The organism is Salinicoccus luteus DSM 17002 (genome assembly GCF_000712035.1).
GTDB classification, from domain to species: domain Bacteria; phylum Bacillota; class Bacilli; order Staphylococcales; family Salinicoccaceae; genus Salinicoccus; species Salinicoccus luteus.
In genome coordinates this window covers 311,893-334,260 of sequence record NZ_KL544008.1, presented here as the reverse complement: position 1 = coordinate 334,260, position 22,368 = coordinate 311,893, and the positions used below count along the sequence as shown (strand labels likewise).

Here is a 22,368-nt window from a genome sequence, read left to right as displayed (position 1 = left end):
AACCACCCTTCATGATTATGACCCATTATACATGTACTTCTTCATTTTTGACTGATTCTGCTTCCGTTCCTTTTTCATCGTCGCGATATTTGCTCATCCACGTTGCGACCATGGAGCCGGAAATATTGTGCCAAACGCTGAACAAGGCAGCCGGCACGGCGGAGAGCGGTGAGAAGTGTGCTGCGGACAGCGCCGCTGCAAGCCCTGAATTCTGCATGCCGACTTCAATCGATACCGCCTTCTGGTCTGCAAGGTCGAAACGCAGTACTTTGGCCAGTACAAACCCTACGAGATAGCCAAGCACATTGTGCAGTATGACAACACCGAAGATCAGGAGGCCGGACTGCATGATCGCCTCCGTATTGTTCGAGACGACTGCTGCGACAACCCCGACGATGCCGACTACAGAGATGAGCGGCAGGACGGAGATGCCCTTTTCAACATGATCGCCGAGCAGCATCCTCACCGCCAGGCCAAGTGCAATCGGAACCAGCACAATCTGGATGATCGAGACGAAGAGATCCATGAATGATACCGGAAGCCACGCACTTGCGAGCAGCAGTGTAAGCGCAGGAGTCAGGATGGGCGCCAGGACCGTAGATACCGCAGTTGCCGTCACCGACAGCGCCGTATTCCCTTTTGCCAGGAAGGTCATGACATTCGATGACGTTCCTCCAGGTGTACACCCGACCAGGATGACACCGACCGCAATTTCAGGCGGCAGCTGGAACAGTACGACCAGCCCGAGCGCCAACAGCGGCATGATCGTGTACTGGGACAGTACGACGATAAGAACCAGTTTTGGTGCTTTCAACACCCTTTTGAAGTCCGTCAGCTTGAGTGTCAGACCCATGCCGAACATGATGATGCCGAGCAGCAGGTTTATGTATGGTGCAATCCATGTAAATCCTCCTGGCAGAACAAATGACAGGATCGCAAAAATAATGACCCAGATGCCGAACGTACTTCCTATGAATTGACTCAGTCTTGCCAAACCATTCATCAATTTTCCCTCCTCATTGGATAAAGCTTGAAACTATAGAAAGTATCTTAACAGATAAAATGGGAATAGCCTAGAGATTTTATTAAAATTTTTAGAATCTTTGAAATTATATTTTTACAATCGGAGGGCTGCATCCATTGGCATATTTGGATGAAATCGATTACAAATGAAGGGTTCTCAAAAGAATTAAGCCCCGGCTCAAAGAGCCGGGGCTTAAACCTGTCATTCAATTACAGTGTGTCATTGTTGCGGCGGTTTACATTATCCCGACGCTCTCTTGTTGCACCGTAGTCATAATCCTCTCCACGGCGGTTCACCGATTCATCACCCGGTGTAATCTCGCTGCCATCGTTCCTTTCGGTACCGATGCCGCCACGGCGGGCATACTCTTCTTCTGTGACCGGCTCCGTCGTCTCCTGGGAATCGATGTTGCGGTCGACATAGCGATCCTCATCACGTGTGCCGTACTCACCTTCGCGGTCAGACTGTGCATCACTGGCGACGACACCTGAACGGCCGCCTCTGTCACTGTCGTCCAGACTGCGGAATGTCCGGGTCTTTTCCAGATCATCGTCCCGTCCAGTACGCTGCCTCTCATCAATTTCATCCGCACGACGCTGTTTTTCACGGTCCTCTTCATACCTTCCGACAGGGTCGTCTCCACGGCGGTTCACCTGATTGTCTTCCAGGTCCCTTTCCATATCACGGCGACGATCGTATGATGCATCATCCACCGGTGTGCGCTGCCTGTCGTCCCGGATTCCGTCTCCACGGCGTCCGGTGGCATCCCTTCTCTCATCAAGCGGCTCCAAGTCATCATCATGGGTAATGACACGATCTTTTCTGACGAACAGAAGGATCGCTGCAATGACGAAGAACAGTGGAATAAGTCCAGTGATGACGAATGCAATCAGCGGTGCCGTCAGGATGCCTGCAATAAGGAGCAGGAAGCCGGCAAGTATTCTACGGCGCATCGTCAATAGGCCGAAGAGCCCGAGAATCAGCGGTATCGCAAGATAAAGGGCGATCATCCAGACGTTGTTCAGCCAACCGACTGCCATGTTGGCAATCTCTCCCGGAGCCGCCCCCAGATCCTGCCCCTGCTGCGCCAAGTTCTGGAATTCCGTCTCCAGCTGCTGCCTTAGATTATCAACAAATGCTGGATCGTTCATGGTGACCAGTGAAAAGAATAGAAGCAAAGCGGTAATCGCGAGCAGTCCGAGCCAGGCCAGCCAGCCGAAAATCTTTTCAGCAATCCGGCTGACAGGTTCTACTGTTTGTGTGTAATTTTTTCTAGCCATGTTAACCTCCCAGATATTATGTCCTCATTTTGAATAATACCCTACCGTTGATATTTTAATCAACTCTGAGCGGTATATACGCCTAATGGATCATGTCACCCGAACGCTTCGGACACCTTCCGGATGACCATGACATTTTCAGACCGTTGCCGTTTATCCTGTTACATTGGAAAAGAAAAAGCCTGTCCCCAATCGGGAACAGGCCTGGTGGGTGGATTTATATTCTGATGACATCGTCCTCGTCTGCATCATTGAGCAGTTTGACCACCGCGTAGGACTCGAGGCCGCTGTTCGACTTGAATTCCCTGAAGATGGTCTTCTCCTCAGCCTTGCCGGGCACAACCGCTTTGAAGCTGCGGTACTTCCCTTTCAGTTCCGACGCGACAATCCCCTCGTCGTAGGCTTTTTCAATGGCTTCGAAAAATGCGACGACATCGATGATTTCATCTGTTGTCCAGTCGACATCTATCGGGTAGCTGTATTCTTCCATATTCAGACTCCTATCTGTCAATATAATAAAAAAGGGCGCCCGGATGGGCGCCCATGGTCAGTCCTATTACATAGTGTGGATTGGTTTGCCGAGCACAACGTCTGCCGCTTCCATTGGAATTTCTCCAAGTGTCGGGTGGGCATGGATCGTGAGGGCAATATCCTCTGCCGTCATGCCGGTCTCTATCGCAAGACCGAGTTCAGCGATGATGTCGGAAGCGCCTGTACCTGCCACCTGGGCGCCAAGAAGCAAGCCGTCTTCTTTGCGTGAAACCAGTTTTACGAAACCATCCGTTTCATTAAGACCCAGCGCACGGCCGTTTGCCGCGAATGGGAACTTGCCTGTCTTCACTTCGAATCCAGCTTCTTTGGCATCCGCTTCGTTGTAGCCTACAGTAGCAAGTTCAGGCTCGGTGAAGCAGACAGCCGGCATGCCGAGGTAGTCGACTTCAGATTTTTCTCCGGCAATCGCTTCTGCCGCTACTTTGCCTTCATAGCTTGCTTTATGGGCAAGTGGAAGCCCAGGAACAATGTCCCCGATTGCGAAGATGTTCTTCACGGAAGTCCTGGACTGCTTGTCGACTTCGACAATGCCCTTGTCCGTCATTTTGATGCCGATCTCTTCAAGACCGAGTTCGTCCGTGTTCGGACGGCGGCCCACTGTGACGAGCACATAGTCCGCTTCGATCTCTTTCGTTTCGCCTTTGACTTCATACGTCACTTTGACGCCGTTTTCCGTCTCTTCGGCTTCTTTGGCCATCGCCTGTGTTTCGACGGTTACGCCTTTTTTCTTGAGTTTCTTTTTGACAAGCTGCGTCATCTGTTTTTCGAACCCGCCAAGAATGTCTTTCGCACCTTCAAGAATCGTCACTTCAGTACCGAAGTTTGCATAGGCTGTACCGAGCTCGGAACCGATGTAGCCGCCACCGATGACGACGAGTTTTTCCGGCTTTTCTTCGAGTGCAAGTGCACCTGTGGAATCCAGTACACGTTCACCGAATTTGAAACCAGGAATCTCGATCGGACGGGAACCTGTAGCGATGATTGCATTTTTGAATTCATAAGTCTGGGACTGCTTATCGTCCATGACCTTCATTTTGTTCTCATCAACGAAGTATGCTTCGCCTTTGACGATTTCGACCTTGTTTCCCTTAAGCAGGCTCTCAACACCGCCAGTGAGCTTTTTGACTACGCTCTCCTTGAAGGATTGCACTTTTGAAAAATCAAGTTTGACACCTTCGGTGATGACTCCCATGTCTTCGGAATCCTGTGCCTGATGGAAACGGTGGGAAGAGGAAATCATGGCCTTGGAAGGAATACATCCGACGTTCAGACATACTCCACCAAGAACATCCTTCTCTACGATTGTCACTTTCTGGCCGAGCTGTGCTGCACGGATTGCTGCAACATAGCCACCTGGGCCGGCGCCAACTACAATAGTATCAGTTTCAATAGGAAAATCTCCAACAACCATCTGTAATTATCCCTCCATTAATAGTAATTCTGGATTGTTAAGCAAACGTTTAACATGGTTCAGGGCGTTCTGTGCTGTCATTCCGTCAATCTGTCTGTGGTCATAGCTGAGTGACAGGGCAAGTACAGGTGCTGCAACGATTTCTCCATCTCTGACAATGGCCTTCTGTTCGATGCGGCCGATGCCGAGAATTGCAACTTCCGGCTGGTTGATGACAGGAGTGAACCATTGTCCACCTGCAGAACCAAGGTTTGAGATCGTCATGGATCCGCCTTTCATCTCTTCACCGGACAGCTTGCCATCACGTGCTTTTACAGCAAGATTGTTGATTTCATCGGAGATTTCAAACATGGATTTCTTATCGGCATGCTTAACGACAGGCACGACAAGTCCGCGTTCTGTATCCGCAGCAATACCCACATTATAATAATGTTTCTGGATAACTTCAAATGTTTCATTATCGATTGAAGTGTTGAACTCAGGATATTTCTTGAGCATGGACACAAGGGCCTTCACAACATAAGGAAGGAATGTGAGCTTGACGCCCTGCTCCTCTGCAATACCCTTGAACTTCTTCCTGTGGTCCCATAGGGCCTGGACTTCAATTTCATCAAGATGCGTCACGTGAGGGGATGTCTGCTTGGAGTTCACCATTGCCTTCGCAATCGCTTTTCTCATGCCGCTCATCTTCTCGCGCGTTTCAGGGAAGTCGCCTTCAGGGGCCGCCTGTTTCTCCGGCTTGCCTTCAGCCTGCTCTTCGGATGCTTCCGCCTCTTCTGAAGAGTCCGTGGAAGTCTGATCACCATTCATGAACGCTTCGATATCCTCTTTAAGTACACGGCCGTTCTTGCCACTGCCGGATACTTCGTGGATGTCGACATCATTGTCGCGTGCGAACTTGCGTACAGATGGCATCGCAATGACACGTTCATCTGATTTGCCCTTGCCGGAATCCTTGGAGTCCTCTTCCTCTTTGGAAGCGTCCTCTTTTGTTTTTTCTTCTGTTTCTTTTTCTTCCTTCTGCTCGGAGGTTTCTTTCTTGTCCTCTTTTGCCGGTTCTTCTTCACCGGAATCTTCGGAGCCGTCGTCGATCGTCACGATTGTCTCCCCGACAGTCGTCACTGTACCTTCTTCAACATGCAGCTTCTTGATCGTACCATCCACAGGGGACGGGATTTCAACTACGGCCTTGTCGTTCTGCACTTCTGCGAGTACGTCGTCCTCTTTGATTTCATCGCCTTCACCTATGAACCACTTGACGATTTCACCTTCATGGATACCTTCACCGATATCCGGCAGTTTAAATTCAAATGCCACAGTATTTCCTCCTTTGCTGATTAAAAGTCCAATACTTGTTTCGCACGTTCGATGATATCATCCTTGTTAGGAAGCCATATGCCTTCTGCCTGTGTAAACGGATAGACAGTATCCGGCGCAGTTACGCGCATGATTGGCGCTTCAAGGCTCAGTATCGCACGTTCTGACAGTTCAGCCGCGACATTCGCGGAAACACCTGCCTGGCGCTGTGCTTCCTGGATCACTACAGCCCGGTTCGTCTTCTCTACGGATTCCACGAGCGTGTCGTAATCGATTGGGGATACTGTCCTCAAGTCGATGACTTCTGCAGAAATGTCCTCTTCTGCCAATGCATCTGCCGCCTTGATCGCTTCCTGCACCATTGCGCCATAGGCGATCAGTGTAATGTCATCTCCTTCACGCTTGACGTTCGCCTTGCCGATTTCCACAGTGTAGTCCTCTTCCGGCACGTCTTCACGGAATGAACGGTAAAGCTTCATGTGCTCGAGGAATATGACAGGGTCGTTGGAGCGGATTGCTTCGATGAGCAGGCCTTTCGCATCTGTTGGAGTGGAAGGGATGACCACTTTAAGTCCCGGTGTCTGTGCCATGAGCCCTTCAAGGGAGTCTGCGTGGAGTTCCGGCGTGTGTACCCCGCCGCCGAATGGTGCACGGATTACGATCGGCGCTTCCTTGCTCGCTCCTGAACGGTGCCTATGGCGTGCTATCTGGCCGGCGATGCCATCCATTGCTTCGAATACGAAGCCGAAGAATTGGATTTCGACAACAGGACGGAAGCCTTCAAGTGTGAGGCCGAGCCCCATTGAGGCGAGTCCACTTTCGGCGAGGGGTGTGTCGAAGACGCGGTCTTCGCCAAATTCCTTCTGAAGACCTTCGGTCGCACGGAATACACCGCCGTTCACACCAACGTCTTCACCGAAGACGAGGACGTTCTCGTCATTTTTCAATTCCGTGGCCATCGCATTAGTGATTGCCTGGATCATTGTCATCTCTGCCATTGCTTATTTCGACTCCTTTTCTTTGTAGACTTCATACTGCTCTTCAAGGTTGGAAGGCATTTCGTCATACATATTTTCCATCAGTTGAGTGACAGTCTGCTTCTCAACTCCATCTGCTTCCTTCACAGCCTTCTTGATGTCCTCTTTCGCCTGTTCCATCACTTCGTTCTCTTTCTCCTCGCTCCATAGTTCTTTGGACTCGAGGAAGGTGCGGAAACGGACGAGCGGATCTTTCTTCTCCCAATCGGAATCTTCGTCGGAAGTCCTGTAGCGTGTCGGGTCGTCCCCCGCCATTGTATGCGGTCCGTAGCGGTAGCACAGCATTTCTATTACAGTAGGCCCTTCTCCTGCGACCGCACGGTCACGTGCATCCTTGGTCACTTTATAGACTGCGAGCGGATCCATGCCATCGACGAGTACGCCCGGCACACCTGAGGCCACACCTTTTTGCGCAAGTGTTTTCGCGGCCGTCTGCATCTCCCATGGTGTAGAGATCGCGTAGTGGTTGTTCTGGATGACGAAGATTGCAGGCGCCTTGTAGGCACTCGCAAAGTTGACACCCTCGTAGAAGTCACCCTGGGACGTGCCGCCGTCCCCTGTGTAAGTGATTGCGACAGCGTCTTTCTCACGTTTTTTGATGCCCAGCGCAACACCGGCAGTCTGCACATACTGTGCACCGATGATGATCTGAGGGCTGAGTGCATTGACGCCTTCAGGGAATTGGTTCCCCTTGAAATGACCTCTTGAGAAGAGGAATGCCTGCGTCAGTGGAAGGCCATGCCAGATCAGCTGCGGCACATCACGGTAGCCCGGCAGGATGTAGTCCTCCCCTTCAAGTGCATATTGGCTTGCAAGCTGGGAAGCTTCCTGGCCGGCTGTCGGTGCATAGAAGCCGAGACGCCCCTGTCTGCTGAGGGAAATTGAACGCTGGTCGAGCACGCGTGTCCAGACCATACGCTCCATCAGTTCTACAAGGTCATCATCCGACAGGTCCGGCATATAGTCTTCATTCACTACCTTGCCGTCCTGGTCCAAAATCTGAAACATTTCAAATTTGCTTTCGATCTCTTCAAGTGTCTTGACCGGATCGAAGCTCTTTTTCTTCGGTGCCATAAACAGTTCACCATACCTTTCAAATTTTCATTTATCATCAGTTATCTTACCATAAGCTGTTATAATAGTAAATAAAATCGCACTGTAACAGCAGCTCAGAAACCCTTTTAAATCAATGTTTTCTGTACCAAAACAGTATTATCTGTTATATAATACAGCGCTTCCATCACTTAACCTTCAATCAGTGATTCTATCTCCTGCTTGATCTGGTTCACATTCTCGGTCTGCTCGCTGAAAGTCTGTGCATCCTCCTGCACCTGCTGGTACTCTTCATCCAGATTGTTCAGCCGCTCATCGACCTCATCCTGGGACAAGTCCTCTTCGCCGAGGTATTCGAAAATGCTCTTTTCGCTTTCCAGTACGGTCTTATAGCTGCCAATCATATCCCCATGTGCAAGATACCTCTCATCCATCGCATCCACCAATGACTGTGCCTTCTCTTGGTTGGACTCATTCGAGATTTCGCTGACATACTGCTTTGACGCTTCCATGCGGCTCCTGCTTTCGCCCATGATGGCTACTTCCTCATCGAGTTTGGCGATTCTGGCATCTGCATTCTCCACCAGCTGGCCGCTGATTTCAGTCAGCTCTTCCCTTGTGGCGGATTCGAGGGATTGCTGGAGTTCCGCTTTTTCAGTTTCCAGCTCGTCAAATTCTGCTGTTACATTCTCTATCTCCTTTTCCACCTCAACAGTCTCTTGAAACGCATTATAGAAATCCAGCAGTTCGTCCTCATCCGAGGAGCACCCCGCAAGCACTACTGAAAAAATAATCAGGCTCCCTATCAGTTTCTTCATTTCCTTACCTCCGATAATCGATTTTTAAGTATAATATATTTGAGAATCCCACGTTCCCCTGAGTATTATAGTATAATAAATAATAGTATAGATAAAACAGGAGGGTTTATTTTGTTGACAATGAAAGATATCGTACGCGACCCGGATCCGATGCTCCGGACAAAAGTCGCGGAAGTGGAAGACATAGATGAAGAGACGGTCTCCCAGCTCAAGGAGATGAGGGAGTATCTCGTCAATTCACAGAATGCGGAAATCGCTGAAAAATATGACCTGCGCCCCGGCGTCGGACTCGCTGCACCCCAGGTCGGACTCGACAAGCGCATGCTCGCCATCTACATCGAGGGCGATGAGGGGGAGGTCATCCATGACTACATGCTGATCAACCCGAAGGTGAAAAGCCACTCTGTGAGTGAAACATACCTCCCGGGCGGCGAAGGCTGCCTCAGTGTCGATGAGGAGATACCGGGTCTCGTGCACCGGTACCAGCGGATCAAGGTCACTGCAACAGACATCCACGGCGAGCCGATCGAGGTGAAGGCCACGGGCATGCTTGCGGTCGTGCTGCAGCATGAACTCGACCACCTCGATGGCATCATGTTCTATGACCGCATCGATGAGGAGATGCCGATGGAACCGAAGGCCGGGGCCACTCCGGTGGAATAGACATGAAGCGGCTCGATTGAGCCGCTTCTTTTTTATGCAGGAATCATTCAGATGAACGCATCCCGCCTCTCTTTGAATGGTACATTGTTTTCGTACAGTTTTCCCTTCAGTGCTTCGAACGTTTCATGATCCATGATTTCCGGATCATGGTCATGGCGCTTCTTGTGCACATCACCGCCGGCATCATGGCCGTCATAGATATAGTTCATGACCACCATGTCCGTACGGATGTTGAATTCCAGCATGATCATATTCCGATCCTGGCGCTCCCTCTCAAGGAGCACCCCTTCCAGTATACGCTTCTCCTTCATCCCAATCCCTCCATTCCCCACCATTATAAAGTCTTTGCATGTCCCCCGTCTATAATGTAAAATAAACTTAAGCTGATAAAGGGATGTGGTCTTCTTGCTCAAACGGTTGAGAAAAAGGCTGAAGCAGAGGCTTGGACGCATTCTCGGTAGAAAAGGGTTGCTGAACAACGAATTTATGAAGAGGGACTGACCCACCCTCTTTCCTGTGCCGCTTCTTACAGCGCACGTCTTCAACGAACCGTAAATCATGCACATAACTAGCTAAAGGAGAATATACAAAATGGCAGTATTCAAAGTTTTTTTCCAGGAAGCCCTGGATAGCCGCATCATCCGTGAGGATACCCTCACACGCTATTTCGAAGCGGAATCCGAAACGGAAGTCCGCAAGATTCTAAGCGATTCACCCTACAATATCGAATTCGTACAGGAACTGAGTCCCTCACACCTGGAATACGAAAAAGAGCATAACGAAGATTTCAAGGTTGAAAACGCCTGATGGGACTTGAAAAAGGTGAAGTAGGCGTTTTTGCCCTCGGGGGACTCGGGGAAATCGGCAAAAACACCTACTGTATCGAATATAAAGACGAAATCATAATGATCGACGCAGGCATCAAGTTTCCGGATGATGAACAGCTCGGAATCGACTATGTCATTCCCGACTACACATATCTCAAGGAAAACAAGGAGCGCATCAGTGCGCTGATCATCACCCATGGCCATGAGGACCACATCGGTGGCATTCCCTTCCTGCTGAAGGAGATCAATGTGCCCATCTATTCCGGACCGCTTGCACTCGGACTCATCCGCAACAAGCTTGAGGAGCACCATCTCCTGCGCACTGCAGAACTCAATCCGATCAAGGAGGACACTGTGCTCAAGTTCAAGCACATGACCATCGAGTTCTATCTGACGACGCACTCCATTCCTGAGGCGTATGGTGTAATCGTCCGGACGCCGGAAGGCAACATCGTCCATACGGGCGACTTCAAATTCGACTTCACACCGGTCGGTGAACCTGCAAACATCGCCAAGATGGCGGCGCTCGGGGAAGAAGGCGTACTCTGCCTCCTGTCGGATTCGACGAATGCGACAGTACCGAACTTCACAATCAGCGAAAAGGAAGTTGGCCAGAATGTCGAGGACATATTCAGGAAATGCACCGGGCGGATCATCTTTGCCACATTCGCTTCCAACATCTACCGTGTCCAGCAGGCGATCGATGCGGCGATAAAGCTCGACCGCAAAATCTGCATATTCGGCCGCAGTATGGAGAACAACATCAAAATCGGTCTTGAGCTCGGCTATATCAAAGCACCACCTGAAACGTTCATCGAGCCGAAGATGATCAACAGCATCGAGAAGCACAAAGTCATGATGCTGTGTACCGGCTCCCAGGGTGAGCCGATGGCTGCACTCTCAAGGATCGCCAACGGCACCCACCGCCAGATTAGCATCATACCGGATGACACCGTCGTCTTCAGCTCCTCGCCGATTCCGGGCAATACGCTCAGCATCAACCGGACGATCAATGCATTGTACAAAGCCGGTGCAGATGTGATCCATGGCAAGCTGTCCAACATACACACATCCGGACACGGCTCCCAGGAGGAACAGAAACTGATGCTCCGCCTGATGCGCCCGAAATACTTCATGCCGATCCACGGCGAGTACCGCATGCTGCATCTCCATAAGGAGCTGGCAGTGAATACGGGAATGGATCCGGATAACATCTTCCTTATGGAGATCGGTGATGTGCTCGCACTCAAGCGTGACAGCGCAAGGCACAGCCACCGGGTGCCTGCCGGCACCGTCTTCGTCGACGGCATCGGCATCGGGGACATCGGCAACATCGTCCTCCGTGACAGGAAGGACCTTTCGGAAGAAGGCCTGGCCATCGTCGTCGTATCCATCGACTTCGAGACGAAGACGCTGCTCAGCGGACCGGACATCATCTCACGCGGTTTCGTATACATGCGTGAATCCTACGGCCTCATCCGCAGTGCGGAGAAGAAGATCAAGGGCGATGTCATCAACCTTCTGAATACAAAGGAAAATGTCGAGTGGTACCATGTAAAGCAACTCATCATCGAAGAGCTGAGCAACCATCTCTACCGCAAGACACACAGGAAACCAATGATCCTACCGACGATCATGAGAGTCGATCAGCAGAAATAAAAAAGAACATCCGGCGCTGCCGGATGTTCTTTTTTGTCTCTATCGGGTCAATGATTTTTCAAAACGGGTCAGGTCGTCATCGTTGCCGATCATGATGAGGATATCCTCTTTCTGGATATTGACTGTCGGATCGGGGCTGACGATGATATCCTCGCCCCGCTTGATCGCAATGACGCTGACGCCATATTCTGCCCGTATGTCGAGATCGAGTAGCGATTGGTTGGCAAGTTTCTCCTCTGCCATGATTTCGACAATCGAGTGTTCATCCGACAGTTCAAGATAATCGAGCACAGAACTTGAAGCAAGCTTATGGGCGATTCTGCGCCCCATATCCCGCTCCGGGTGGATGACGAGGTCGGCACCGATCTTTTCAAGCACCCGCGCATGGTAGTCGTTCTGCGCCTTTACGCTGACCTTCTTGACGCCGAGGTCCTTCAGCAGCAGTGTCGTCAGTATGCTCGACTGGATGTTATCGCCGATTGCGACGATGACATTGTCGAAGTTGCCAAGGCCGAGGTCCTTCAGCACCGTTTCATCAGTCGTATCCCCGATCACTGCCTGTGTTGCGATGTCTATGAATTCATTGACGCGGTTCTCATCCACATCCACCGCCAGGACATCCATCTCCAGCACCCTCAGTTCACGGACGATGCTCCCCCCGAACCGTCCGAGCCCGATGACTGCATAATCTTTATTCATCTTATCACCTGTCCATCCTCAATGTTAGTACTTGCTGTTGCCCTTTCCCCGTACATAATCCTTGTCGAACAGGAACAGTCTCATGAGAAGGACGAGACTTGGCACCAATAATAGTAAACCTAAAATGAAGGCCACTGTCAAACTGAAAGCCATGCTCTCGTTCACAACCGCCGTGTTGATCTCCACATACGGATACAGGATGTAGGGCAGCTTGCTGATGCCGTATCCATAGAATGCAAAGGCGAACTGCATCATGATCATGATGAATGCAAGGCCGAAGGCGCGCCTCCTAAGGATCAGGAAGACGGCAACGCCCATGGATGCAAGACTCAGGCCGAACAGATACCAGTAGTCCTGGGCGCGCAGGAAGTGTTCATAGTTGTGCTCCCGCAGCCCCAGGAAGACGAACTGCGAAATGAACAGCATCGGCAGCGTCCAGATGAGGAACCATCTGCGCACCAGTTCGAGCGCCTGCGTATCCTGTGCGCGTGCCGCATAGAAAGTCAGGAAGCCGCTGGATACATAGAGGACGGTGATGATGGCCAGGAACACGACCGACCAGCCATATGTGCTGAACAGCAGTTCCTCCAGCTGCAGCTGGATACCTCCCTCTTCTTCAACGATGTAGCCGCCTTCCGATATGACGAGTGCCATGGACAGGGAGGCAGGTATGAGGAGGCCCGTCACACCGTAGAGGAAGGTCCAGGAGAGCTTCGGTTCCTTGTTGTAGGAGTTGAATGCATAGTAGCTTCCGCGTATGGCGAGCAGTATCAGCGCGATGCTTGCCGGAATCAGGAGGGCCGTTCCATAATAGTAGGCCGTATCCGGATAGAATCCGACGATTCCTACGAAGAAGAAGACGAAGAAGACATTCGTCACTTCCCAGACCGGATTCAGATAGCGCTGGATGATCGGACTGATGACATTGTCGTCTCCAGTCAGCTTCGAATAGAAGTTGAAGAAGCCCGCACCGAAGTCAATCGATGCCACGATGATATAGCCGTAGAGGAATGTCCACAGCACGGTCACTCCGATGATTTCATAATTCATGGCAACCGACCTCCTTTGTAGTCTTCACCGTACATTTCAAGCCGTTCCGTATCGGCACTCTTGCCCTGGAACATCTTGAGCAGTACATAGACGCATGTCGCACCAAGCACGACATAGAGCAGGACGAAGGCGATGAGTGTGATGCCGAGTCCGTCTGCATGCGTCACCGCCTCGGAGACTCTCATGTATCCGCGGAGAATCCATGGCTGACGGCCCATTTCCGCCAGGAACCAGCCGGATTCTATCGCTGCCATGGACAACGGTCCGGTCAGTACATAGGCGTACAGGAGCGCCGGGTGGTGTTCATCGAACTTCGAAAACTTCGCAATGAAGTAGATGATGGAAACCGTCAGGGCATACATGCCGAAGAATACCATCATGTCGAAGAAGTAGTGGATGATCAGCGGCGGATGTTCATCCTCAGGAATATCGTTCAGGCCGGTCACTTCAGTATCGAACGAGTTGCCGGCAAGGAAGCTGAGCACACTCGGGATTCTGATTGCATAATTGATGTCCTCAGTCTCTTCATCGAGTACCCCGAAAAGGATGAGGTCCGCATTGTCCTCGGTTTCAAAATGCCATTCCATCGCTGCCAGCTTCTCCGGCTGATGTTCATGCAGGAATTTGGCAGAGAAGTCACCGGCGAGCACTGTCATGAAGGCCATGAGCAGACCGAGTACCATCATGACCTTAAGGCCCTTCTTATGGTATTCCCGGTCTTCCTCGAATTTGGAGCGGAGCAGCTTGAACGCCCCGATGGAAGCGATGATGAACACTGCCGTCATATAGGCCGTGGCCACGACGTGGAAGACACGTACCCAGACTGATGGGTTGAACATTGCTGCAAGCGGGTCCACATTGACCAGTGCACCATCCACCAGATCGAATCCCGCAGGGGTATTCATGAACGAGTTCACCGTAGTGATGAATACGGCGGACAGGGTCGATCCGATGACGATCGGTATATTGAGCAGCCAGTGATGCCATGGGTTCCTGAAACGGTCCCATGTATACAGGAATATACCCAGGAAAATCGCCTCAAAGAAAAATGCGAAAGTCTCCATGAACAGCGGCAGGGCGATGATCTGACCGCCGAGCCTCATGAACTCGGGCCATATCAATGACAGCTGGAGACCGATGATGGTCCCGGTGACAACGCCGACGGCAACGGTCACCGTATAGCCCTTCGCTATCCTTCTTGCCATGGTCAGGTACTTGTCATCCTTCTTCCATATTCCCAGGAATTCCAGCACCATGAAAACAATCGGCATGCCGACACCAATCGTCGCAAAAATGATATGGAATCCCAGCGTGGATGCGGTCAGTACACGACCAATGATTACGTCATCCATTCAATCACCTCTTAATTAATGTATCCTGAATCATAAGATGGCCCTCTCATATATGATATTCAGAATCGTGATATATTCATGACAATTTTGTGAAATAATTATCATTCTCAATTTATTATTCTATCCTATCATGCCCCAAATTACAATTATTTAAACCGGGGATTCACCCTCCCTGACCTTGAGGTGGAACAGGAGCCCGATCACTATCATGACGATGAGGCTGGTGATTGCCATGCGCGATGCCACAACCCCATAATCCGCCAGCAGCAGTGTAATCGAACCGTAGATGAAAGGACCCACGACTGCACTCATCTTTGCACTGAAGGCGAACAGTCCGAAGAACTGCCCCTCTTTTCCTGCCGGGGAGAGTTCGATGATCATTGTCCGGCTCACCACCCATGTCGATCCCATCGCAATGCCGAAGAGGGAAGCGGCAATCCAGAAGGTCCACATGGGCAGCGGAATGGCGGCGACTGCGACCGCAAGCGCCAACAGCATGGCAATGATCAGAAACGTCCGTTTCGATCCGACCGCCCTATTGATGAAGCTGAAGACGATTGCACCGATGATGCTGAACAGTGTCGCCACCATGAATATGATGAGGAATGTGCCCGGTTCGAAACCGACGACCGTCGTCGCATAGGGCTGCATCATGGCAATGGCTGTCGCCAGTGCATCGTTGACGAAGAAATAGGCAATCATGAAATAGAATATGGATGGATATTCCCTTGCCTGGATGAACGTTCCGTAGACATCCCTGTATCCTTTCAGAAATGGCTGTTTCGGCTTCTGTTCTGCAGGCGGGTCCCTGTTGATGAAGAAAAGCGGCAGTGCAAAGATCAGGAACAGTATTCCGGACAGCCAGAACGTGTGGTGCACCGCCCTGTCCCCAATGATCAGGAGGACTGAGAATATGCCGAATAGAGTGCCCAGATAGCCGAGTGCCACTCCATAGCCGGAAATCAGCGGAATCTCCTTTTTGTTGCCGAGGCCCGAAAGCATCGCATCATAGAACACGTTGCCTGAATTGAATGCAAATTTTGCGATGACAAAAAACAGGATGGCCAGCACGAATCCATTGGGGAGTCCGAACCACTCGCCCGTATCCATGCCGCCAAAAATCCCCATTCCAACTGCAGCGGTGATGCACAGCAGCGTAAACAGGATGACATACCTCTTGCGCCTGCCCGTCCGGTCCATCGTCACACCATACAGCGGAGCAAAAGCAATCAGCAGTATCGCTGCCACAGCATTCGCATAGGCGATGACCGTGGAGGCGATTTGTTCCAGACGGGGATTCGTCCCCACCGTTTCAGTGACATACTGTGGAAAGAACAGCGTAACGATATTGGCACTGAAGATGGTATTGGCAAAATCATAGAGGGCGAAAGCGAGAATCGGCAGCGTGAGATAAAGTTCCATCGGTCGACGCACTGTTTCCTTCATCAGGGGACCTCCTCAGCTCTTTTCTGCCATTATAACAGCAAAAAGCACGCATGAATCGCTCCATGCGTGCTAAAAAATTTATATTCTTTCTGTGTATTCCTCAACAAGTGCAAGCACTTCTTCAGAGTCCTTGCATTCGACTGCCGCTTCAGCCAGACGTTCCATATCCGTCTTCTTCAGCTGGGAGATCTGCTTGCGCGCCTTCAGCACTGAAGATGCACTCATGGAGAACTCATCAAGTCCAAGTCCAAGAAGCAGTGGCACGGCCTGTTCGTCACCGGCCATCTCTCCACACATGCCTGCCCATTTGCCTTCCTTATGCGCGGCATCGATCACCATCTTGATGAGTCTCAGAAGCGCAGGATGGTGCGGCTGGTACAGATAGCTTACGGATTCGTTCATCCGGTCGGCAGCCATCGTATACTGGATCAGGTCGTTCGTTCCGATTGAGAAGAAGTCGACGACTTTCGCAAACTGGTCGGCAATGATTGCTGCCGAAGGAATTTCGACCATGATACCCACTTCGATATCCTCTTTGATCTTCTCCCCTTCGTCGACAAGCTTGTCCTTCTCTTCAATCAGCAGTGCCTTCGCACGATTGAATTCATCTATGGTCGCAATCATCGGGAACATGATCTTCAGATTGCCGTGCTGGCTCGCACGGAGCAGTGCACGCAACTGTGTCCTGAAGAGTTCCGGGTTATCGAGCGTCATGCGCACGGCCCGGTGGCCAAGGAACGGGTTCATCTCCTGAGGGAGATCCAGATAAGGCAGTTCCTTGTCGCCTCCGACATCCAGTGTGCGGACGACGACCGGCTTGCCATCCATGTCCTCGAGCACCTTCTTGTAGGCTTCGTACTGCTCCTCTTCAGTCGGCAGTTCATTCCTGCCCATATAGAGGAACTCTGTACGGTAGAGCCCGATGCCTTCGGCGCCGTTCGATTTGACGCCTTCCAGATCGTCCGGTGTGCCGATGTTCGCAGCCAGTTCCACTGTAATGCCGTCCATCGTTTCAGATGGTTCATCGACAAGTTTCTGAAGCTCGACCTTCTCTTCCTGGACGCGCGCCTCCTTGTCCTTGTAGACGAGCACTTCCTCTTCAGTCGGATTGACGATGACTTCCCCTGCACTGCCGTCTACGATGATGTCATCGCCGACTTTCGCAATAGCCGTTATCTCCTTCGTACCAACGACTGCCGGAATTTCCAGGGAACGGGACATGATGGCCGAGTGGGATGTCCGCCCGCCCACATTCGTCACAAAACCTTTGACGAAGTTCTTATCCAGCTGTGCTGTATCGGAAGGCGTCAGGTCCTCTGCGACGATGACGACCGGTGTGTCGATCTTGCTTGGGTCCGGAAGTTCCTTCCCGAGCATATGAGCGAGGACACGCTTTGATACGTCCTTGATGTCTGCAGCACGTTCCTTCATGTATTCATTGTCCATATTCTCGAAAATGGCGACGAACTGGTCCCTAGTTTCCAGAAGTGCCTGAGGCGCACTCTTCTGGTCATTGCGGATATGGGCCTCGATCGGTCCGAGGAACTCCGGATCATCCAGCACAAGCAGGTGTGCATCGAATATCGCGGCATGCTCCGGCCCTACCGACTCCTCCGCATGGTTTCTGATTCTGGTGATTTCTACTTTGGATTGGTTGAAAGCAGCCTTGAAGCGTTCAACCTCGGCATCTTCCTCACCGGGTTCAATCTGCTTGCTGTCAAATGACAGGTCCGGCTCTTCCAGGGAGTATACCGGTGCAATTGCTACACCGTCACTCGCACCAATTCCTTTCAGGATGTTTGACATCAGTCGGTCAGTCCTTCTTTTGAAAGGGTCTCAGTAATCGCTTCAATGGCCTCAGTTTCATCTTTACCTTCTGCATAGACTGATACTTCAGAATCTTTGCCGACACCGAGTGACATGACGCCCATGATGGATTTCAGGTTCACTTTCTTGCTGTTGTATTCCAGTTGGATATCGGAATCGAATTTGGATGCTGTCTGCACCAGAATTGTAGCTGGTCTTGCGTGGATTCCTGTTTCGTCTGTAATCAGATAAGATTTTTGTTCCATTGCGTTAGTCTCCTTTAGAATGCGTTATAAGTTTACATGATAGACATACATGGTTAGCTTCATTGTACCACGTATGATAGGGATATTCTAATATACCACAAACGATATAAGCATAAACTTTTCACTTTTTGTCCCACATGGGTCAAAAATAATACATCTGCTTGGAAAATATTTTGGAAAATAAAAATCCACCTTTAAAAATTTTTTAAAGGCGGATTTTCCAGTCATCAGACCGTCTGTTTCCTGGCAATTTCCACGCATTTATCTACATAGTCGTTGCCAAGCTTCTGCATCATCTTATAGCTGATTGCTGCACCAAGGACCTTGCTGACGATCGGTATGAGTCCGAATCTCGTCATCTTGGAATTTTTCGTGACCCGCTTCAGCAGTATCTTGGTGGTCTGGCTGCCTATGAATTCACTTCCTATACTTGTCGCCATTACGGCAGCACGGTTCATCAGGTCGTCTGAGAGTTCGTTCACCTCATTGTGGTCGAATCCGAAAATCTCCTCGGCCTCCTGCTTGATATCCTTCATCAGCTTCATATCCGTACCGACATCGAGCAATGGAATCGGAAGGGCGGCCGCGATTGAGGAATAGAGTGATTTCTGATGGACCATTTCACGGGCTTCCTGTTCTTTCTCCTCTATCTGCTGGTCAGTGAGCGTTTGGGCACTCATATTCAAAACTCCTTTGCACTTTATTTTGATGGTTGTCGTTTTGAATATACCCATTTCCGTCCACCCGTAACCACTTCATCCAGGGACCACGCTACTTGCTGATCTCAACCGTGACCACTTTGAGGTACTTGCCGTGCTTATACCCCTTCACCGTCGGAAAATCCTTCGGCAGTCCCTTGACGTCTACAAGCGTATAGGAGTACCCGGCCTGTGTCAGTGTCCGGTCTATCTGCCGTTTGAACTGATTCAATGTAAAGGACTCGAGGTTCTGGCTGAGTATCAGCCGGCCTCCGGGTCTAAGCACTTTGAGCGCCTCCACAATGAGTTTCGGGAAATCGCGCTCGACCTTGAACACTTTCTTGCCGAAGCGCGAGAAGCTCGGCGGATCGATCAGTATCGCATCGAACCTCTGGCGGTTCCTCGCTGCATATTTCAAGTATTCGAAAGCTTCCATTATATAGATGCTCTGTCCGTCAAGCGACATATTGTTGGCATTGAAGTTTTCTGTAATCAGTTCCCGGCTCCGCTTCGCCAGGTCGACACTTGTCGTCATCATGCCGCCTTCCCTGGCTGCGATGGAAAACGTGCCGCTGTAGCTGAACAGATTGAGGAAGGATTTCGCGTTGGCCGTATTCTGCATCAGTGTCTTGCGTGTTTCACGCTGATCCAGGAACAGTCTCGTCATCGGACCTTCATCAAGGTGTACGCTGTATATCAGCCCGGATTCACGTACCGTAATGGGGAATTCCACATTCCCCATTATCCGGCGGTTGTTTATCGTCATCTTGCCCTGGTCGCTGAAGCGGGTCTGTTCCGTAATGGAGTCCGGTTTCAGTTCCACCATCAATGTCTTGATGATCAGGTCGCGTATCTTATAGATGCCGCGGGAATAGAATGTGATGAGCAGATGGTTGTCATAATTGTCGACGGTGAATCCACCGATGCCATCCCCGATCTCATTGAACAGGCGGAATGCCGTCGTATCCTCCTGATTGTAGAGGGGTGTGCGTTTTTCCAGCGCCGTCCTGATCCGTGTTTCGATGAATGCGTCATCTATCACTTCCCGCTCATCACGCGTGAGCACCCAGCCCTGCGCCTTCTGTTCGAAGCTGATCATGGCAATGCCCATCAGCCTGCCGTAGGTGTCTTCGAGCCTGACGATTTCACCATCCTTCAGGAATGTATCATCGCTCAGGTCCTCCCTGTCTATATTCAGCTGCCCATTGAAATAGGCCCGTTCCTGTCCTTTTTTCAGCTGTATCGTATTCATCAGAATGTCTCCCTTTCTATCATGAAGCTGTGGAATAGGCTTGCGGCCAGACTGCTCGTCCGGTCATCGACATCAAGGGCCGGGGCCACTTCGCTGATGTCGAAGCTTACAAGATTGGAAAGCTTGGCAAGTTGTGCTACCATACCATGAATTTCCTCGGCCGTATAGCCGTTCTGGGCAGGCATGCTCGTACCCGGGGCCACGCTCTGCTGCACCGAGTCCATGCAGAGTGTGCCGAATACCACATCGTACGCCTCCAGCCTGGAGAGTGTCCGCTGGTAGACATCCGTCCGCCTCACATCGTCCATCAGCGCGTAATGCACCCCGAATTCATCCGCAGTGTCAAAAAGGGTCTTCGTGTTGCCGGATGGCTGGATCCCCAGTACATGATAGTCGATGTTCCGGTCCTCGGAGAGGATCTGGTGGAACATCGTCCCGGAAGATGGGCGTTCATTCCTGAGATCGAAATGGGCATCGAAGTTCACCACCGCAACACGCTTGTCCGGATAGGCCTTCCGGATGCCGAGATAGTGCCCGTAGAGTGTTTCGTGGCCACCGCCGATGATGAGCGGGAACTGGTTCCGGGCGAGCACCTCGCCGACACATTCACCCAAAGCTTCCTGCGACGCTTCGAGGTCCTCATCCCCCACAACGCTGCCATAGTCGTACACCGGTTCCGTATAGGGCAGGGAAGCGAGTTTCTGGCGCACCTTCACCGGTCCGTCGAAAGCACCCGCACGCCCTTTGTTGCGCCGCACCCCTTCATCGGATCGGAAGCCGATGAATACCGGGACCCCTGCAGGCGCCTCCCCACTCCATTGGCCGATGACCTGATGCATGCGCTCCCTGACTTCCGGGTCGTCTACTCTTCCTGTAAAGGTGTGGTGTTCAATATGCTTCATTTCCTATGCCCCCCATTATGGAATTCCTTGAATATGCTTATGATCAGCAGCGGCGTCGTCAGCAGGACAAGCAGAATGTTGAATGGCAGTATGAACAGGGACAGTTCCACGTCCCTGAACAGGGTGATGAACAGGCTTACCGTGACCTTCAGCCACAGCGCCGTGATGACGATCATCTGACGGTGGTAGTACTTGCCCTGTGTCATGTTGAAGAACGTCGTGAACAGGTAGGCCACTGCCAATGCGAGTGCGATGAACAGATTGACCCATTCATATATATACTGCATGTCGGATATTCGGAAATACCCTTCAGTAAACACCCCATGCCGATTGTTGAATTCAATCAGGATGAAGATCAGCACAAGTGCCCCGAGCAGCAGCTCGATATAGTTCAGCTTCAGCCAGGATGGAAAGTCGATTTCCATGAACGTCTTCACTCTTCGGAGCAGACCGTTCCGCATATCATACAGCTGCTTTGAAAATCCGAGATATTCGTCCGGATGCAGCCTGCGCCTTTTATTCTTGCGCGAGAGTGTCGCCCGGTCGCCCTGCTTCGGCTTTTTGAGCAGATTCTTCGACTTCGACAGGAAGACGCCGACCCAGAGGGCCATGAGCGACAGCACCCAGAGGATGCCGAAGAACATATTGATGGACAGGACGTCCGTCGGGGACAGCGTCGCATTGATGTTCGAATACACTGCAGTCTGCGTAAAGAAATAGGCCAGGCCATAGAAGAACAGGATGACCATGTAGTGTTCCTTGCGGTGCCGCGGGTCCAGATACTCGTTGAAGATGTTGTAGAGCATATGGACGATGAATGCGAGCAGGAACAGGAGTGCAAACCAGCCGTATACCTGAAACATCAGCAGTGTCGTCATCAGGAACAGGAGGAACGAGAGCCCGATGAAGAAGAATGACAGTTCCGTATCATATTCCGTCGTCCTGCGGATGAGCTGGGCGACCTTGAACATTCCAAGGCCGAACAGGATGGACAGTATGCCCGCAATGATCGGGAACCCTCCGATGACCATGCCCAATATGTTGAGGACCTCAACAAAAAAAGCATTGAACAGGTCAAAAAATGTATCTATTTGTGGCGTGCCGTCACCTTCGCCATTGCCCCGGATCCTGCCCGTATTGAACAGTATGAACAGGCCCAGGATGACAAAGAACACTCCAAGAAGGATGCTTATGATCACTTCACTTTGTTGCTTCAACCACTTCATTTCATTTCACCTCAATATCCCTTCCCATTA

Annotated in this window: 22 protein-coding genes; 3 read left to right on the top strand and 19 right to left on the bottom strand. The window is 51.1% G+C overall.

The features are described 5' to 3' along the window. Positions 1–25: 25 nt before the first annotated feature. From BO53_RS0111530 to BO53_RS0111495, 8 genes are all read right to left on the bottom strand, one after another. Positions 26–1,003, bottom strand: a complete 978-nt coding sequence (locus tag BO53_RS0111530; RefSeq protein WP_031548350.1) for a bile acid:sodium symporter family protein — start codon at positions 1,001–1,003, stop codon at positions 26–28. 230 nt (positions 1,004–1,233) lie between these two features. Then, positions 1,234–2,304, bottom strand: coding sequence for a DUF4064 domain-containing protein (locus BO53_RS13630; RefSeq protein WP_031548348.1), 1,071 nt, complete (start codon positions 2,302–2,304; stop codon positions 1,234–1,236). 217 nt (positions 2,305–2,521) lie between these two features. Beyond that, positions 2,522–2,794, bottom strand: coding sequence for a UPF0223 family protein (locus BO53_RS0111520; protein ID WP_031548346.1), 273 nt, complete (start codon positions 2,792–2,794; stop codon positions 2,522–2,524). Between the two features lie 66 nt (positions 2,795–2,860). Continuing rightward, positions 2,861–4,267 (bottom strand): dihydrolipoyl dehydrogenase, encoded by a 1,407-nt coding sequence (gene lpdA, locus BO53_RS0111515; RefSeq protein WP_031548344.1) that lies wholly within the window; start codon positions 4,265–4,267, stop codon positions 2,861–2,863. Between the two features lie 6 nt (positions 4,268–4,273). Further along, entirely contained in the window at positions 4,274–5,584 is a 1,311-nt protein-coding gene (locus tag BO53_RS0111510; RefSeq protein WP_031548342.1) for a dihydrolipoamide acetyltransferase family protein, read from the bottom strand. A 20-nt stretch (positions 5,585–5,604) separates the two neighbouring features. Beyond that, positions 5,605–6,582, bottom strand: a complete 978-nt coding sequence (locus tag BO53_RS0111505) for an alpha-ketoacid dehydrogenase subunit beta (RefSeq protein WP_031548340.1) — start codon at positions 6,580–6,582, stop codon at positions 5,605–5,607. Positions 6,583–6,585: 3 nt separating this feature from the next. Beyond that, positions 6,586–7,695, bottom strand: coding sequence for a pyruvate dehydrogenase (acetyl-transferring) E1 component subunit alpha (gene pdhA / locus BO53_RS0111500; RefSeq protein WP_031548339.1), 1,110 nt, complete (start codon positions 7,693–7,695; stop codon positions 6,586–6,588). A gap of 170 nt (positions 7,696–7,865) precedes the next feature. Next, a complete protein-coding gene (locus tag BO53_RS0111495; RefSeq protein WP_031548337.1) occupies positions 7,866–8,492 on the bottom strand; it encodes a YkyA family protein in 627 nt (208 codons plus the stop codon). Positions 8,493–8,603: 111 nt separating this feature from the next. Here BO53_RS0111495 and def point away from each other — a divergent pair, with 111 nt between their 5' ends. Next, positions 8,604–9,155, top strand: a complete 552-nt coding sequence (gene def, locus BO53_RS0111490) for a peptide deformylase (RefSeq protein WP_031548335.1) — start codon at positions 8,604–8,606, stop codon at positions 9,153–9,155. Between the two features lie 47 nt (positions 9,156–9,202). On the opposite strand, the gene BO53_RS0111485 is transcribed toward def, so the two are convergent. Beyond that, a complete protein-coding gene (locus tag BO53_RS0111485) occupies positions 9,203–9,466 on the bottom strand; it encodes a hypothetical protein (protein WP_031548333.1) in 264 nt (87 codons plus the stop codon). Positions 9,467–9,746: 280 nt separating this feature from the next. On the opposite strand from BO53_RS0111485, the gene BO53_RS0111480 reads away from it, so the two are divergent. Next, positions 9,747–9,962, top strand: a complete 216-nt coding sequence (locus BO53_RS0111480) for a DNA-dependent RNA polymerase subunit epsilon (protein ID WP_031548331.1) — start codon at positions 9,747–9,749, stop codon at positions 9,960–9,962. Continuing rightward, positions 9,962–11,641 carry a ribonuclease J1 gene (rnjA, locus tag BO53_RS0111475; protein WP_031548329.1) on the top strand — a complete coding sequence of 560 codons (1,680 nt, stop codon included), beginning with the start codon at positions 9,962–9,964 and terminating at the stop codon, positions 11,639–11,641. The genes BO53_RS0111480 and rnjA overlap by 1 nt, the downstream gene beginning before the upstream one ends. 39 nt (positions 11,642–11,680) lie before the next feature. Here the strand turns inward: rnjA and BO53_RS0111470 are convergent, their stop codons facing one another. From BO53_RS0111470 to auxA, 10 genes are all read right to left on the bottom strand, one after another. Beyond that, positions 11,681–12,340, bottom strand: coding sequence for a potassium channel family protein (locus BO53_RS0111470; protein ID WP_031548328.1), 660 nt, complete (start codon positions 12,338–12,340; stop codon positions 11,681–11,683). 24 nt (positions 12,341–12,364) lie between these two features. After that, the gene (locus BO53_RS0111465; protein ID WP_031548327.1) at positions 12,365–13,390 is read right to left on the bottom strand and encodes a cytochrome d ubiquinol oxidase subunit II; all 1,026 of its coding nucleotides are present in this window, start codon (positions 13,388–13,390) and stop codon (positions 12,365–12,367) included. Beyond that, positions 13,387–14,742 carry a cytochrome ubiquinol oxidase subunit I gene (locus BO53_RS0111460; RefSeq protein WP_031548325.1) on the bottom strand — a complete coding sequence of 452 codons (1,356 nt, stop codon included), beginning with the start codon at positions 14,740–14,742 and terminating at the stop codon, positions 13,387–13,389. Before BO53_RS0111460 ends, BO53_RS0111465 begins: the two co-directional genes overlap by 4 nt. A 150-nt stretch (positions 14,743–14,892) precedes the next feature. Then, positions 14,893–16,188 carry an MFS transporter gene (locus BO53_RS0111455; RefSeq protein WP_031548323.1) on the bottom strand — a complete coding sequence of 432 codons (1,296 nt, stop codon included), beginning with the start codon at positions 16,186–16,188 and terminating at the stop codon, positions 14,893–14,895. A 78-nt stretch (positions 16,189–16,266) separates the two neighbouring features. Then, positions 16,267–17,994 carry a phosphoenolpyruvate--protein phosphotransferase gene (gene ptsP / locus BO53_RS0111450; RefSeq protein ID WP_031548321.1) on the bottom strand — a complete coding sequence of 576 codons (1,728 nt, stop codon included), beginning with the start codon at positions 17,992–17,994 and terminating at the stop codon, positions 16,267–16,269. Continuing rightward, complete coding sequence (locus BO53_RS0111445; protein WP_031548319.1) at positions 17,994–18,260, bottom strand: phosphocarrier protein HPr; 267 nt, start codon at positions 18,258–18,260, stop codon at positions 17,994–17,996. Before BO53_RS0111445 ends, ptsP begins: the two co-directional genes overlap by 1 nt. A gap of 227 nt (positions 18,261–18,487) precedes the next feature. Further along, entirely contained in the window at positions 18,488–18,994 is a 507-nt protein-coding gene (locus tag BO53_RS0111440; RefSeq protein WP_156956145.1) for a hypothetical protein, read from the bottom strand. Positions 18,995–19,031: 37 nt separating this feature from the next. Then, positions 19,032–20,210, bottom strand: coding sequence for a class I SAM-dependent rRNA methyltransferase (locus BO53_RS0111435; RefSeq protein WP_031548316.1), 1,179 nt, complete (start codon positions 20,208–20,210; stop codon positions 19,032–19,034). Continuing rightward, the gene (gene hutG / locus BO53_RS0111430) at positions 20,210–21,112 is read right to left on the bottom strand and encodes a formimidoylglutamase (RefSeq protein ID WP_031548314.1); all 903 of its coding nucleotides are present in this window, start codon (positions 21,110–21,112) and stop codon (positions 20,210–20,212) included. Before hutG ends, BO53_RS0111435 begins: the two co-directional genes overlap by 1 nt. Further along, the gene (gene auxA, locus BO53_RS0111425) at positions 21,109–22,338 is read right to left on the bottom strand and encodes a lipoteichoic acid stability factor AuxA (RefSeq protein WP_031548312.1); all 1,230 of its coding nucleotides are present in this window, start codon (positions 22,336–22,338) and stop codon (positions 21,109–21,111) included. The genes hutG and auxA overlap by 4 nt, the downstream gene beginning before the upstream one ends. Positions 22,339–22,368 lie beyond the last annotated feature (30 nt).